The 14,727-nt window shown below is 59.0% G+C and carries 12 protein-coding genes; 6 read left to right on the forward strand and 6 right to left on the reverse strand.

Annotation, left to right across the window (positions count from 1 at the left end; genetic code table 11):
* Positions 1-159: 159 nt before the first annotated feature.
* Both gltB and CP97_RS01280 read left to right on the forward strand, forming a co-directional pair.
* On the forward strand, positions 160-4,815 hold the full coding sequence (gltB, locus tag CP97_RS01275) for a glutamate synthase large subunit (protein ID WP_082863670.1): 4,656 nt from the start codon (positions 160-162) through the stop codon (positions 4,813-4,815).
* An 11-nt stretch (positions 4,816-4,826) separates the two neighbouring features.
* Positions 4,827-6,263 (forward strand): glutamate synthase subunit beta, encoded by a 1,437-nt coding sequence (locus tag CP97_RS01280; RefSeq protein ID WP_048884456.1) that lies wholly within the window; start codon positions 4,827-4,829, stop codon positions 6,261-6,263.
* A gap of 59 nt (positions 6,264-6,322) precedes the next feature.
* On the opposite strand, the gene CP97_RS01285 is transcribed toward CP97_RS01280, so the two are convergent.
* A complete protein-coding gene (locus CP97_RS01285) occupies positions 6,323-6,658 on the reverse strand; it encodes a TraR/DksA C4-type zinc finger protein (RefSeq protein WP_048884457.1) in 336 nt (111 codons plus the stop codon).
* Positions 6,659-6,857: 199 nt separating this feature from the next.
* On the reverse strand, positions 6,858-7,541 hold the full coding sequence (locus CP97_RS01290; protein WP_048884458.1) for a uracil-DNA glycosylase: 684 nt from the start codon (positions 7,539-7,541) through the stop codon (positions 6,858-6,860).
* An 80-nt stretch (positions 7,542-7,621) separates the two neighbouring features.
* Here CP97_RS01290 and CP97_RS01295 point away from each other — a divergent pair, with 80 nt between their 5' ends.
* Genes CP97_RS01295 through CP97_RS01305 form a run of 3 tightly spaced genes read left to right on the forward strand, consistent with a single transcriptional unit; the run spans position 7,622 to position 9,532 of the window.
* A complete protein-coding gene (locus CP97_RS01295) occupies positions 7,622-8,239 on the forward strand; it encodes a ribonuclease D (protein ID WP_048884459.1) in 618 nt (205 codons plus the stop codon).
* A 25-nt stretch (positions 8,240-8,264) separates the two neighbouring features.
* Entirely contained in the window at positions 8,265-8,921 is a 657-nt protein-coding gene (gene lptC, locus CP97_RS01300) for an LPS export ABC transporter periplasmic protein LptC (RefSeq protein WP_048884460.1), read from the forward strand.
* A gap of 41 nt (positions 8,922-8,962) precedes the next feature.
* Positions 8,963-9,532, forward strand: coding sequence for an LptA/OstA family protein (locus tag CP97_RS01305; RefSeq protein ID WP_048886601.1), 570 nt, complete (start codon positions 8,963-8,965; stop codon positions 9,530-9,532).
* A gap of 11 nt (positions 9,533-9,543) precedes the next feature.
* Here CP97_RS01305 and CP97_RS01310 read toward each other — a convergent pair whose 3' ends face one another.
* The 4 genes from CP97_RS01310 to CP97_RS01325 all read right to left on the reverse strand — a co-directional run bounded on the left by CP97_RS01310 (position 9,544) and on the right by CP97_RS01325 (position 12,554).
* Positions 9,544-10,254: a hypothetical protein gene (locus CP97_RS01310; protein WP_048884461.1), complete on the reverse strand. Its 711-nt coding sequence runs from the start codon at positions 10,252-10,254 to the stop codon at positions 9,544-9,546.
* On the reverse strand, positions 10,251-11,594 hold the full coding sequence (locus CP97_RS01315; protein ID WP_161485420.1) for an O-antigen ligase family protein: 1,344 nt from the start codon (positions 11,592-11,594) through the stop codon (positions 10,251-10,253). The genes CP97_RS01310 and CP97_RS01315 overlap by 4 nt, the downstream gene beginning before the upstream one ends.
* A 162-nt stretch (positions 11,595-11,756) precedes the next feature.
* Entirely contained in the window at positions 11,757-12,014 is a 258-nt protein-coding gene (locus tag CP97_RS01320) for a hypothetical protein (RefSeq protein ID WP_048884463.1), read from the reverse strand.
* Between the two features lie 138 nt (positions 12,015-12,152).
* A complete protein-coding gene (locus CP97_RS01325; RefSeq protein ID WP_048884464.1) occupies positions 12,153-12,554 on the reverse strand; it encodes a lasso peptide biosynthesis B2 protein in 402 nt (133 codons plus the stop codon).
* Between the two features lie 283 nt (positions 12,555-12,837).
* On the opposite strand from CP97_RS01325, the gene CP97_RS01330 reads away from it, so the two are divergent.
* Positions 12,838-14,715, forward strand: coding sequence for an asparagine synthetase B family protein (locus CP97_RS01330; protein WP_048884465.1), 1,878 nt, complete (start codon positions 12,838-12,840; stop codon positions 14,713-14,715).
* Positions 14,716-14,727: the final 12 nt, after the last annotated feature.

Raw genomic sequence — 14,727 nt, forward strand, 5'->3', positions numbered from 1 at the left:
TGCGCCACAACGGAAACTTGCAAAATGCACTTCCTGTCGCCATGAGGGATTTCTGCGTAATTATCGTGCAGCCCTGGGCGGTTGATTCGCGTTTCGTTGCCGTTGAAACCGGTGTCGGGGCGCGTTTTCGGTCCCGCCCGCAACCGGAAGAGCTTAAGATTGACCGAGTATCCCGCCGCTCGTGGCCTTTATGATCCTGTAAACGAACATGATTCCTGCGGTGTGGGCTTTGTCGCCCATATCAAGGGCGCAAAATCGCACGGTATCGTGTCACAGGCGCTGGAAATTCTCGCCAATCTCGATCACCGCGGCGCGGTGGGCGCCGATCCCTTGCTTGGTGATGGCGCGGGCATTCTGATCCAGATACCTGACAAGCTTTACCGCAAGTGGGCCGACAGCGAAGGACTGCATCTGCCGCCTGCAGGCGATTATGCGGTCGCCATGTGTTTCATGCCGCAAGAGGCGGCTGCGCGTGATTTCATCACCGGACAGTTCGAAAAATTCATCGCCAAGGAAGGCCAGCATTTGATTGGCTGGCGTGATGTGCCAACCGACACCACCGGTTTGGGCAAGGCGGTCCTCGATTCCATGCCGGTCGTGCGGCAGTGCTTTATCGGACGCGGAGATAATTGCCCCGATCAGGACGCGTTCGAGCGCAAGCTGATCGTGATCCGCAAGCAGACGCAGAACCCGTTGAAGGAACTGGCAAAAAAGCACGATATGCCGGGTCTTGAAAAGCTCTACATGCCCAGCTTTTCCAGTCGCACCATGGTCTATAAGGGCCTGTTGCTGGCAAACCAGGTCGGCTCTTTCTATGATGATCTACGCGATCCCGATTGCGAAAGCGCGCTGGGTCTCGTGCATCAGCGTTTCAGCACCAACACATTCCCCAGCTGGCGGCTGGCCCAGCCTTTCCGCCTGATCGCACATAATGGTGAGATCAACACGGTGCGCGGCAATGTGAACTGGATGAACGCACGCCGCCGGACGATGGAAAGCGATCTACTGGGCGCCGATCTCGACAAATTGTGGCCCATCGTACCGCACGGCCAATCTGACACCGCCTGCCTCGACAATGCGCTCGAATTGCTGCTGCTGGGCGGATACAGCCTCGCGCATGCGATGATGATGCTGATCCCGGAGGCGTGGGCGCGCGATCCGCTGATCGATCCCAAGCGCAAGGCTTTCTACGAATATCACGCTGCATTGATGGAGCCGTGGGATGGCCCCGCCGCGGTTGCCTTCACCGATGGCCGCCAGATCGCCGCCACACTTGATCGCAATGGCCTGCGTCCGGCACGTTTCTGCGTGACCAAGGATGATCTGGTCTGCCTCGCATCGGAAAGCGGCGTGCTGCCCTTTGCCGAAGAGGATATCGTGCGCAAGTGGCGTCTGCAGCCGGGCCGCATGCTGCTGATCGATCTCGAACAGGGCCGCATTATCGAGGATGAGGAGCTGAAGGCAGAGCTTTCATCCGCGCATCCCTATGAGGAATGGCTCGAATCCGCGCAGTACAAGCTGAAGGATCTCGACACGATAGAGACCGATGCCGATGCGGTGCAGGAAGACGTTGTCAGCCTACTCGATCGCCAGCAGGCCTTTGGCTATACGCAGGAAGATATCTTCCGCTTCCTTGAACCCATGGCCATCAAGGGCGATGATCCCATCGGCTCTATGGGCACAGATACGCCCATCGCTGTCCTGTCGAAGCGCAGCCGCCTGCTGTATGATTATTTCAAGCAGAACTTTGCCCAGGTAACAAACCCGCCGATCGATCCCATCCGTGAAGAACTGGTGATGAGCCTGCTCTCGATGATCGGTCCGCGGCCCAATCTGCTCGGCCATGATGCAGGCACGCACAAGCGGCTCGAAATCAGCCAGCCGATCCTGACCAATCGCGGGATGGAAAAGATCCGCTCGGTCGAAAGCCGCCTTGATGGCGCTTTCCGCACCGCTACGGTGGACATCACCTGGGATGCCCAAAGCGGGGCCGAAGGCCTCGAAATGGCGATCAAGGAAATGTGCTGGGCCGCCACAGAGGCCGTGCTGCAGGACAAGAACATCCTGATTCTGTCAGACCGCGCTCAGGGACCAGACCGTATTCCTATGCCCGCATTGCTCGCCACGGCTGCTGTCCACCACCAACTGACCCGGCAGGGCCTGCGCATGCAGACCGGCATCGTGGTCGAAACCGGCGAAGCGCGCGAGGTGCATCATTTCTGCGTGCTGGCAGGATATGGCGCGGAAGCCATCAACCCCTATCTCGCCTTTGAAACGCTGGAAGATATCCGCCGCACCAAGGCACCCGAACTGACCTCTGAACAGGTCGAGCAAAACTACATCAAGGCGGTCGGCAAGGGCATCCAGAAAGTCATGTCCAAGATGGGCATCTCGACCTACCAATCCTATTGCGGAGCGCAGATCTTCGATGCGGTCGGCCTGTCGAACGCGTTTGTCGACCAGTTCTTCACGCGCACTTCCACAACCATCGAAGGCATCGGTCTTGCCGAAGTCGCCAAAGAAACGGTGCGCCGCCATGCCGCCGCCTATGGTGACAACCCCATCTATCGCAACATGCTCGATGTGGGCGGCATCTATCAATACCGTTTGCGCGGCGAAGAACACGCCTGGACCCCGTCCAACATCGCCCAGCTGCAACATGCAGTGCGCGGCGACAAGTGGGACCAGTATGAAGAGTTCGCCAAATCCATCAACGAACAGTCCGAACGCCTGCTGACCATTCGCGGGCTGATGGAATTGAAACCCGTTGGCGATGCTGTCCCGCTGGATGAAGTCGAAAGCGCGGAAGACATCGTCAAGCGGTTCAGCACCGGTGCGATGAGCTTCGGCTCCATCAGTCATGAAGCGCATTCGACGCTGGCCATTGCCATGAACCGCATCGGCGGGCGCTCCAACACCGGCGAAGGGGGCGAAGAACCGTTCCGGTTCCAGCCGATGGAAAACGGCGATTCCATGCGGAGCCGGATCAAGCAGGTCGCATCGGGCCGGTTCGGTGTCACGACCGAATATCTTGCCAATTCGGACGATATCCAGATCAAGATGGCACAGGGCGCCAAGCCCGGTGAAGGCGGCCAGTTGCCCGGCCACAAGGTCGACAAGCGGATCGGCGCAGTGCGCCATGCAACGCCGGGCGTGGGCCTCATTTCACCGCCGCCGCATCACGATATCTACTCGATCGAAGACCTGGCGCAGCTCATCCACGATCTGAAGAATGTGAACCCTGCAGCGCGCGTATCGGTCAAACTAGTGTCCGAAGTGGGCGTGGGCACGGTTGCGGCAGGCGTATCGAAGTGCAAGGCGGACCATCTGACGATCTCTGGCTATGAAGGCGGAACGGGTGCCAGCCCGCTGACCAGCCTGACCCATGCCGGCAGCCCGTGGGAAATCGGCCTTGCCGAAACGCAGCAAACCCTGCTGCTCAACGATCTACGCAGCCGCATTGCGGTGCAGGTCGATGGCGGTCTGCGCACCGGACGCGACGTTGCCATCGGTGCGCTTCTGGGTGCAGACGAATTCGGCTTTGCCACGGCCCCGCTGATCGCAGCGGGCTGCATCATGATGCGCAAATGCCATCTCAACACCTGCCCTGTTGGCGTGGCGACCCAGAACCCCGAATTGCGCAAGCATTTCGTCGGCACGCCCGAACATGTCATCAATTACTTCTTCTTCGTTGCAGAGGAATTGCGCCAGCTTATGGCTGAGCTCGGCTTCCGCACGGTTCAGGATATGATTGGCCGCGTGGACCTTATCGATATGCGCCGCGCCATCCGTCACTGGAAGGCCGATGGTGTGGATCTGACCAGACTGTTGCACAATGTGGAACTGCCTGAGGGCAAATTCCCCTTCCACACGCAAACGCAGGATCACGGGCTTGATCTCGCGCTCGACAATGAACTTATCGAGGCATGCCAGCCTGCCATTCATGATGGCCAGCCGGTGCAGATCGAGCGCGAAATTCGCAACCGCAACCGCACGACGGGCGCAATGCTTTCTGGTGTGATTGCCAAGGCGCATGGCCACAAGGGACTGCCCGCCGATTCGATCCGTATCACATTCACCGGCACCGCCGGCCAAAGTTTTGCCGCGTGGCTGGCACATGGCGTTTCGCTGGAACTGGTGGGCGATGGCAATGACTATGTCGGCAAGGGGCTTTCGGGCGGTCGCGTCATCGTGCGCCAGCCGGAAAATGTCGGGCGCGATCCGCTGACCAATATCATCGTCGGCAATACCGTGCTGTATGGCGCCATTGCGGGCGAGGCCTATTTCTCGGGCGTGGCAGGTGAACGCTTTGCCGTGCGCAATTCGGGCGCCATCGCCGTGGTTGAAGGCACGGGTGATCATGGCTGCGAATATATGACGGGCGGCGTGGTCTGCGTGCTGGGGTCGACAGGCCGCAATTTTGCAGCCGGCATGAGCGGCGGTCTTGCCTATGTCTATGATCCCGATGGCGCCTTTCGCGATCGCTGCAACATGGCGCAGGTCGATCTTGAACCGATCGCTACACCAGGCACTGAAATCGAAGGGCAGGAACATTCCTGGGGGGCGCCGCAGCAGCGGCCCTCCACTGTCGATGATTTCGGCATGGGCGATCCGCTCTACCATGATGCCGAACGGCTTCGCATCCTCCTGGAACGGCACAAGCTGCACAGCGGCTCTGCCCGGGCAGCAGCGCTGCTCGATGATTGGGACAACAGCATCGGCAAGTTCGTGAAGGTCATGCCGACAGAATATCGCCGCGCCTTGAAGCAGCTCGAAGCCGAGCGTGCAGAAGCTGCCAGCGTCGCTGCGGAATAAGGGTCAGAAAAATGGGCAAGGAAACCGGTTTTCTCGAAATTGACCGCGAGGATCGTACCTATGACGATCCCAAGGAGCGGGTGAAGCATTATAAGGAATTCGCAATCCCGCACAGCGAGGAAAGCCTGAAAAATCAGGCGGCGCGGTGCATGAATTGCGGCATTCCCTATTGTCACAACGGTTGTCCGGTGAACAACATCATCCCGGACTGGAATCACCTCGTTTACGAAGGTGACTGGCGCAATGCGCTGGAAGTGCTGCACTCCACCAATAATTTTCCCGAATTTACGGGCCGCGTGTGTCCGGCACCGTGCGAAGCGTCTTGCACCCTCAACATCACAGATCAGCCGGTGACGATCAAAAGCATCGAATGCGCCATCGTCGATCGCGGGTGGCAGGAAGGCTGGATCAAGCCGCAAGTGCCCGATCGCCAGACCGGCAAGAGCGTGGCCGTCGTCGGGTCAGGCCCCGCGGGTCTCGCCTGCGCGCAGCAATTGGCGCGTGCGGGCCATTCGGTCACCGTGCTCGAAAAGTCGGACCGTGTCGGAGGCCTGCTGCGTTACGGAATCCCCGATTTCAAGATGGAAAAGCTCCAGATCAACAGACGCGCGGTTCAGATGGAGGCAGAGGGCGTTACCTTCCGCACCAGCACTGAAGTCGGCGTTGATGTCTCGATCAAGTCGCTGAAGGAAAATTTTGACGCGGTGGTGCTTGCCGGCGGGGCGGAACATCCGCGGCGGCTGGAAATTCCCGGTGCGGAAATGCCCGGTGTGCGCCTGGCGATGGAATTCCTCACCCAACAGAACAAACGCAATGCCGGCGATGATGAAACGCGCGCTGCTCCGCGTGGTTCACTGACCGCGACCGGCAAGGACGTGATCGTGATTGGCGGCGGCGATACCGGCAGCGATTGCGTGGGCACATCGAACCGTCAGGGTGCGAAAAGCGTGACCCAGATAGAAATCATGCCGCAGCCGCCGGAGCGTGAAAACAAGCTGATGACCTGGCCCGACTGGCCCATGAAGCTGCGCACATCCTCCAGCCATGAAGAGGGTGTGGAGCGCGACTGGGCCGTGCTGACCAAGGAAGTCATCGGCACGGATGGTGTTGTCACCGGCTTGAAATGCGTGCGGGCCGACTGGTCCGAAGGCCAGCTTAAGGAAGTGCAAGGCACTGAATTTACACTGCCTGCCGATCTGATCCTGCTCGCCATGGGCTTTGTCGGTCCGCGCAAGCAAGGCATGATTGATCAGTCTGCTGTGGATCTTACCGATCGCGGCAATGTCGATGCCAATACGCAGGATTACCGTACCAGCGATTCCGATGTTTACGCCTGTGGCGACATGCGCCGCGGCCAGAGCCTTGTTGTCTGGGCGATCCGCGAAGGCCGCCAATGCGCAGCCAGCGTGGATGAGGCATTGATGGGCGTGACTGAACTACCCCGCTGATTGCGGGCATTTGTTGCCACACGGCAAGTTGCGGGCGGGCGTGGACAGCACCGCCCCTCTCATTGGTTTGCGCTGGCACATCCGATGCAATTCGCCACGGCCGGATCATTGGCGAGGCGGCCTTGCGCTATGGTCTCCCCGCAGGTCATGCAAAAACCCCATTCGCCTTCCTCAAGCCGTGCAATTGCCGCGGCGATGCGCGCTCTTTCAGCCTGTCGGCGGCGGCCCTCGGCCTGCGCCATGGCCTGCTGCTGCATCGCATCCATGCGTGATAATCGCCCAACGCTATCCTGTTGAAGGGTAACGGGTTCACGCCCCTCGGCGCTCAGCCTGTCGAGCCGATCAAGTTCAGCGAGGCGCTCGTTCAGAGCCAGTCTGGCGTCAGCAACTGTCATAGCAGGCATGGTGTCCTACACCATGGTGGTCTGTCAAAGCCGCAGCATGTTTGCCCGATCGACATTCGCAAGAAATACCGCCGCATGTGTCACCCATACGCCTCCATCTTTTCCTGCCTATATTTCAACCACTTCTAGCCACATGGAGAGGGTTACCCAGTGTAACCTTTGTCACCCTGATGCCGCCATCTACCGCCCGTCAGATCTGCCAGTCGACACGGCCCCGGCCATGATCTGCAAGAAAGGCATTGGCACGGCTGAACGGTTGCGAGCCAAAGAAGCCGCGATAGGCAGAAAGCGGGCTGGGATGCGGGCTCTTGATGAGCAAATGCCGGTTGTTATCGCGCAAGGCGGCGATGCGGTTTGCCTTGGCCTGGGCATGGCTGCCCCACAGGATGAAAACGCTCGGCACTTCGCGCTGTGCCACTGCCATCACGCAGGCATCAGTGATCGCATCCCAGCCGCGTCGGGCATGGCTGCCAGCCTGTCCTTGCTCCACGGTCAGTGTATTGTTGAGCAGCAGCACACCCTGTCGCGCCCAGCCTGCCAGATTACCTTGCGCAGGGCGCGCCAATCCAAGATCGCTTTCCATCTCCTTGAAAATATTTACCAGCGATGGCGGCGGTTTGATCCCATCGGGCACCGAGAAGCTGAGGCCATGCGCCTGTCCCGGCCCATGATAGGGGTCCTGCCCCAATATGACGATCTTGACCTTATCCAGCGGGGTCAGTTCCAGCGCGTGCAACCGCGTCCCCTGCGGCGGAAATATCGCCTTGCCCGCATTTTCTTCCTCGCGCAGCCAGCCGCCCAGCCGCCGCGCTTCGGGCGTGGAGATTACAGGCTCCAGCGTGGCTCGCCAGCTTTCGGGAATATTCTCGATCACGCATCAGGGTTTAGGCGGAGTATCGCCTCACGCAAAGCCGCCCTTCCCTCCAATCCCCAATACGCCTAAGGGAGCGGGCCATGGCTGTATATTTTCACGAAGAAGACCTTCCCGAAGGCGTGCTCGCTGATGGCCCCCTGGCTGTCGATACCGAAACCATGGGCCTAATTACCCATCGCGACAGGCTGTGCCTTGTGCAGATTTCCGATGGGGGGGGGGACGAACATCTGGTGCGCTTTGCCAAGGGCAGCGCCTATGATGCGCCCAATCTGAAAGCGGTGCTGGCCGATCCTGCACGGGTGAAGATTTATCACTATGCCCGTTTTGATCTTGCGGCGATCCAATATTATCTGGGCGTTGTGGCAGCACCGGTTTTCTGCACCAAGATCGCCAGCAAGCTGGTGCGCACCTACACTGACCGCCACGGGCTCAAGATGATCGTGTCCGAATTGCTGGGCGCGGATATTTCCAAGCAGCAACAATCCAGCGATTGGGGCGCACCCGAATTGAATGAGGCGCAGCGCGATTATGCTGCTTCTGACGTGCGTTTCCTCCACCGCTTGCGCGAAGTGCTGATCGAAAGGCTGGAACGCGAAGGCCGGATGGAACTGGCGCAAGCCGCCTATGAATTCCTCCCCACCCGCGCGCAGCTCGACATGGCCGGATGGGCCGACAAGGATATTTTCAGCCATGAGTAATCTGCTCGGGCGTTAGGATTAGGCGATGACCCTCGAGGCAGACCAAATGCGCACGAAGCGCCAGGCATTTGCCGCGCCGGGCGGTGCGCTGGACCGAATCGTGCGCGCGATGGCGATAGGGCTGCCTGCCCTGGTCGGCGTGATCGCTGCAATGATGCTGATTACCCCGCTCAGCCCGCGTGGTGAACTCAGCTTCCTGCTTGATCGCAACAAGGTCGCCATTGCGGAAGATCGACTGCGGGTGGACGATGCAATGTATCGCGGGCAGGACCAGCAGGGGCGCCCCTTTTCGCTGATGGCAGGTGAGGCAGTGCAGCGCAGTGCCAGTGTTCCGCAGGTCGAACTTGAAAGACTGGTCGCACGCATAGTGCTGCCCGAAGGGCCGGCAGTGCTTTCCGCCAATGTGGGCAGTTATGAAATCAATGATCAGCAGGTGATAGTGCCCGGCCTTGTCGAATTTACCGCTGCGGATGGCTATCAAATGTCCGCCCGCAACGTCACGATGGACCTGGCTAACCGCACGGTGCTGGGTCAGGGACGTGTTGTCGGCGTGGTTCCGGCAGGCACATTCGAAGCAAATTCCATGCGCGCTGATCTTGCAGAACGCACTGTCCTGCTTGACGGCGAGGCAAGGCTGGTCATGGTGCCGGGGAAACTCCGCTTGCCAAGCGGGATGAACTGATGCGCAGCGGACAAGAACCTACACTGATGACGGAGCAGACAATGAAACAGACCAACGCCCACAATCGTCCTGCCCTGTCACGTCTTGCGCTGCGCGGGCTTGCCGGTGGCTTGCTGGCAGGCGGCATTGCCGCACTGGGCTTTGGTTCAGTCGCTGGTGCGCAGAATATTGCCGGTTTCGATTCAAGCCAGCCAGTTTCTTACGCTGCTGACCGGATCGAATTGCAGGATCGCCAGAACCGCGTTGTGCTGTCAGGAGATGTGGTGATCCGGCAGGGCGATCTGCGGTTGACCGCAGCCCGCACGACTGTTGCCTACAATAGCGCAGGCAGCTTGCAAATCCAAAGGATCGACGCAACCGGCGGTGTAGTGGTCGAGCGCGGGAGCGAGCGTGCGCGGGGCGATGCCGGCGTCTATGATTTCAACCGCCGCGTGATCGTGCTCTCGGGCGGCGTGGCACTGCGCCGCGGCAGCGATACGCTGAATGGTGGACGCTTGGTAATCGATCTCAACTCAGGGCTTTCCAGCGTCGACGGTGCCGGATCGCAGCCCGCAAATGGTGAAAGTGCGGGACGAGTTTCAGGCACCTTTGCAGTCCCGGAAAGTAACTAGGCCCTCAGCTTTCAGCGCGCATCGCATTGTTCGCGCAATGCGGTTGCGACCTCTTCGCCTTCGGACTTTTCGATAGTTTCGGTCACGCGACGAAGGTGCGAACAATCAAGGTTCGCACCCTGGTCCAGCGCGAGCGCGAGTGTGGCGGCCAAATCGGCAGGGTCGGCCTTCTGGGACAGCGGTGAAAGCGCGTTGGCCTGCCAACGGCCAAAGGCTGCGAGACGGCGGGCAAAAGCCTCCTGGCCTTCCGGTGTCGTAATGAGCCGGGCGGCTACATCCAGTGCCGGTTCGTTCATCTTGCCAGTGGCAAGCAATGCACTTACGCGCTGGGCGGCAATGTCATGCGCGCCTTCTACCAGCGCTGCCCGGGCGGACGCATATTGCGCAATCGGCTCCCGCCATCCGCGCACGCTTGCCGCTTCAAGCGCCGCAACACTGGTGTCGCCATGATCGTTCATCGCGGCTGCCAGCGACAGCTTCGCCAGATGCTCTGCCGCAATCGGGCGTTTTTCTACCAGAGCGCGCGCTTCGGCCTCTGCAGTCGCTCCATCCTGCACCACCAGGGCAATACGTGCGCGCTGTTCAGCAGCGAAACCACTGAAGGCGGCTGGCACTATCGGCGCGAGGGCGGGCGCAAAGCGCGCCTTGCGATCGAGCTGCGCGAAGACGGTAACCACCGCAAGCGCGGCGATGGTAGCAAACCAGAACAGCCTGTAGATCATGTTGCATCCCTTGGCAGTGGGGCAAGCAGGACAATGAGCAACGCCGCCGCACATAAAAGCGATTGATTGCGAAGCGGATAGTCCAGCAATGATTGCAGCGCGATGCAGCCGATCCCTACGCCTGCACCCCAATTCAGCCACTTCGCACCAGCTAAGCTGTTTCCGAGCGCAGCACGAGCGCTCCAGCCGAGCCAGACGAGCGACAGAAGCAAGGTAAAGATGCCGCCTTCTATCGCAATTTCGATAAAATCATTATGCGCCCGGCCAGCGCGGCGCGGAGAAACGTATTCAAGCGATTCATAGACCTGGAACACCTCATCGAAGGTGCCCATGCCGCTGCCCACAGGCCAATATGCTTGCGCAGCGTAGATGCCATCCTCCCACATCTCCGGGCGATCGGTCTGACCTTGGGTGAATCTCTCAAAGCTGTCTGCTGCACGCCCACCCATCGCGGCAGAGCCAAGAATTGCGAGCAGGATACCGAGCCCAGCAACGCCAGCAAGGATCCCTGCAGGATTAACAACGGGACGTGCCCCTCGCCGGCCCTTCAATATGGTTGAGACGACTCTGAAGGCAGTGAATGCCAGGACGATAGCCAGCAGCACCATGGAAGATCGTGACTGCGTGATGATGACGCCTACCGCAAGTATGGACCCTGCCCCTACGCTCGCCAGCAACCATTCGCGGCGATGGGGTATGGGGCTGGCCACAAGAAGAGCGAGCGCCAGCACGAAGAGCAAGCCCGTTGAATTGCGATTGGCGAATGTGGCGTAGAGAACATCAGGCTTGGATGTGATGGGATAAAGCAGGCCAAAGCTGTTGGCCGAGCCGAGCTGGACTATACCCAGAAGCAACGCAGCCAATGCCAGCACGATAAAAGTTCGCACGAGACGTAACCTGTCAGGTAAAACCAGCATGCTCCCCAGCACAATCATCGTAGCCGGTGCCAGCGTGCCGCAAAAGGCGACGAGTGTCCGCGCCCTGTCTACACTGACAGGAAACCACTGCCCCTCCTCCAGCCCGAGCACGGCAAAACTTGCTACCACCAATTCGCGACCCGGAAGTGCCTGCCATAATCCGGAAGGCAGCGGGACAAGCTGGATAAGAGGCAGAGCCATAGTGACAATCACCAGCACAAGCAGCCAGCGTGGTCCATTGCGAGCAAAGCCGACTACCGCACCACGATTCATCGCAAGGATGGTAAGGGCGAAAAGCTGGATAGCGAGATTATGGAGACCATAGGCAACACCGCCTCCGCCAAGAGAAATGGCAAGCGCCAGCAGGGCCTGCAATTGCAGCACGATGCCAATCCGTAGGCGGAAAAACGATTTGCCCGGCATCGGTGCGTGCGGCTCCAGCGTCATTGCGATTTCAGTTAAATTTTGCCTGTCAAATCAGCAAGAAATTGCGGATGTGTAAGAGAGGCGATTGATGCACAAACAAAAACAGCCCGCAATGAAGATTGCGAGCTGCCCTTGAAGCGTTTGGATGTGACGTGCAGTCTAGCCGCCAGTACCCGGCGAAGCATCGTCTTCATCAGAATCCCCAATCACGACGACAACGACGCCGGCAGCGATCAGAAGCGCGATGAGAATGAGCAGCGCATCGCTCCCGCCACCCAGATTTTCGCCAGCTGGCATATTAGCAGAAGCACGGTCGAGCGAGACACCTGCGGTATCCGCACGCGTATTGGCTTGTGCGGCAATAGGTGCCAACACGAGGCCAGCAGCGGCGGTTGCGGCAAGAAATTTCTTCAACATTTCAACGGCTCCAAAATCAATTCAACAATTCAGCAATACCGCAATGCAGCATGCCGCGCAATGGTAACTACGGGGAAATGCGTAAAAAGTTCCTTTCCGCGGACTTAACCGTCGCAAGAAAGTCACAGCCTGCCGCCGTTAGCCAAGAATTGGCCGGTAAGCTTCGACATCTCCGCCAGTAACTATTTCCCTGCCATACGTCAGCCAGGCATGTGATTCGAAAGCGCGGCCCTCCCCGCCAACGACCCCGATGACAATGCTGCTGGCGATCCCTTGTTCCAACAGCCAGTCCTGCGCCGCCATGGCCTGCACAAGGCAATCGGAACGGAAGGGCATGCGATACGCTACGCGCGGCAGCACCCAGGACAGTTCAAGCACCATATTGCGGTCCAAAGAGTGTGCATTTGCTGGCGAGCGGCCTTGCAGTTGCGCCCGCGTGTTACGCCCATCGACATCATTCGTATGAAAATTATGATGTTGAAAGCGGGCTGTGACGAGATGTTTGATGGCGCGCAGGCACAACATTGCCAACCCGGTCATTCCCCCCGCCGGCCTTGGCGCCGACAATGGCCGCGCTATCGGATCGTCTGGTGCATCAGAGGCCATGAAGCGGCTATGTCACGCGCAAGCGCGCTGGCCAAGTATCGACATTGTCATCGCGCTGTCGCAGGGATGCGTGGAGATGAGCAAAGGTCAGGACTCACGAACAGGAGAGAACAATGCTGTCGACGCAGTTGAAGGCAAAGATGGGCGACCCAGCCTATCTCGACCTTCACGGTCGACCAAGACCTTTGCCGGATGGGATCCGAACAGGTAAATTGAAGTGAGCGGCTTTGCTGGCATTATCAGGCCGGGCGGTGGTGCATCGACGGTTGAGCTAATCCGCGCAATGGCCGCGGCGATTCCCGCCCCCTCACATGCCGACACCTTCAACTGGCAAGGCGAAGATGCAGCATTAACGCACCGCCCGCTTTACAGTACGGCGCAAGCGCTGGAAGCCGAGCAGCCGCTGGCCAGTGTGGACGGCCATCTGGTAGTTGTATTGCACGGTTATCTGGCGAACCATGCCGAACTAACGGCGATGCTGAGACAGGCCGGATCGCGTCTTCGCTCGGCCGCAGATGCAGAACTCGTGCTGCAGGCTTACCGCCTATGGGGACGCGAATGCGCTAGCCGGATTGATGGCGAATTCGCATTCGCCATTTGGGACACCAAACAGCGCGAACTGTTTTGTGTGCGCGATCATCAGGGCCTGCGCCCCTTCTATTATCATTTTGACGGGATTCAGCTTGCGTTTGGTTCAAGCACCGGCGCGGTGGTGGCAGCGCTGGGTCGTGAGCCGCAACCGAACCCCGGTTTCATGGCCGAAATCATGTCAGATCGCTGGTATTCAATCGATGAAACTGTCTGGCGCGAAGTCAAACGGCTGCCGCCCGCTCACAATTTGCAACTTGCTGGCGGACAGCTATCGATCAAGCGGTACTGGTCGCTGCCCACTGAGGTAACGCTAAACTATCGCAGCGACGGAGAATATTTCGAGCACTACCGCGAAGTGTTTGCAGACTGCGTAAAAAGAGCTTCACGCACGCATTCGCCGCTGGCTGTCGAAGTGAGCGGCGGGCTCGATTCATCGGCAATTTTTGTCATGGCGAACGCTTTGATGAAACGCGGTGAACTAGGCTCCCACGAACTGCGCGGCTACACATTGAGAGGGTCGGAAGGCTCGCCAGCAGATGAACAGCGCTTCGTCGATGCCGTGGCTCGCACAACAGGTCGACATATCAGCTCTTTCCCTCTTGCCCGACCGCCGCTCAGTTGGTTCAACGAGCAGGCGCGACAATATCGCGATATCCCTACGTATCCCAATGGCGCCATGTCGCTGGAAATGGATCAGCAACTGGTCGCTGACGGCTGCATGGTCAAACTTACAGGTGTTGGCGGCGATCAATGGCTCGACGGATCGCGGCGTTATTATGGAGAGGCGCTGCGCGGCGGCGATGCTGCTGGCTTCATGACAAGCCTGCGCGCGGACTTGCGAGACCTGGGCAAACCGCGAACAGCTGAACTCGTCGCCCGCGGCTTCTTGCGTCCGCTGGTGCCTGCCCGATTGCGCGCCAAATTGAGGCAGCACACGTCAGATCCGCATGCTGAAAATCTCGACGAATCCTGGCTTTCACCCGAGATGCGAGCCGAACTCGATCGGCGCAGCAAGGCCCGCGACGACTCTTTGCCAAGACATGACCGTGATCGACACAAGGTGCAGAAACTTACCTTCCCCTTCCTGCCGCTCGCGCTAGATTTGATCGAGCGCCAATCGGCTAGCCTTGGCTTTGAAACACGGCACCCGATGCTTTCACGTAAGTTTATCGAATTTTCAGCGACAACGCCGGAACGCATGCGTCTGCGTGGGTCTGTTGGCAAATACATCCATCGGCGGGCCCTCGTCGGAATTTTGCCACGGGAGATTGCCGAACGAAACTGCAAAGCGGAATTCAGCACAACCTTTGACGGGAACCTTGAAGGTATTCACGCATTACTCGTCGAAGCGCAAAATACAGGATTTGAATGTCTTGTTGAGCGGGACAAAATAGATAAGCTGATGGAAGCGTGGGGCGAACTATCGATTGACGAGACTCCGATCTGGAAGCTATGGGGTATTTACGTAATTGCAGCGCTCTATCTGCATAGAAAGATGGCGTAAAAGCGCGACGAG

It is taken from the genome of Aurantiacibacter atlanticus, assembly GCF_001077815.2.
GTDB classification, from domain to species: Bacteria; Pseudomonadota; Alphaproteobacteria; order Sphingomonadales; family Sphingomonadaceae; genus Alteraurantiacibacter; species Alteraurantiacibacter atlanticus.

Bases quoted from the DNA above. Each gene is read 5' to 3' on its own strand.
- CP97_RS01280 (WP_048884456.1), top strand. From the start codon at position 4,827: ATGGGCAAGGAAACCGGTTTTCTCGAAATTGACCGCGAGGATCGTACC.
- CP97_RS01285 (WP_048884457.1), bottom strand. From the start codon at position 6,658: ATGACAGTTGCTGACGCCAGACTGGCTCTGAACGAGCGCCTCGCTGAA.
- CP97_RS01295 (WP_048884459.1), top strand. From the start codon at position 7,622: ATGGCTGTATATTTTCACGAAGAAGACCTTCCCGAAGGCGTGCTCGCT.
- lptC (WP_048884460.1), top strand. From the start codon at position 8,265: ATGACCCTCGAGGCAGACCAAATGCGCACGAAGCGCCAGGCATTTGCC.
- CP97_RS01305 (WP_048886601.1), top strand. From the start codon at position 8,963: ATGAAACAGACCAACGCCCACAATCGTCCTGCCCTGTCACGTCTTGCG.
- CP97_RS01310 (WP_048884461.1), bottom strand. From the start codon at position 10,254: ATGATCTACAGGCTGTTCTGGTTTGCTACCATCGCCGCGCTTGCGGTG.
- CP97_RS01315 (WP_161485420.1), bottom strand. From the start codon at position 11,594: ATGCCGGGCAAATCGTTTTTCCGCCTACGGATTGGCATCGTGCTGCAA.
- CP97_RS01320 (WP_048884463.1), bottom strand. From the start codon at position 12,014: ATGTTGAAGAAATTTCTTGCCGCAACCGCCGCTGCTGGCCTCGTGTTG.
- CP97_RS01325 (WP_048884464.1), bottom strand. From the start codon at position 12,554: ATGACCGGGTTGGCAATGTTGTGCCTGCGCGCCATCAAACATCTCGTC.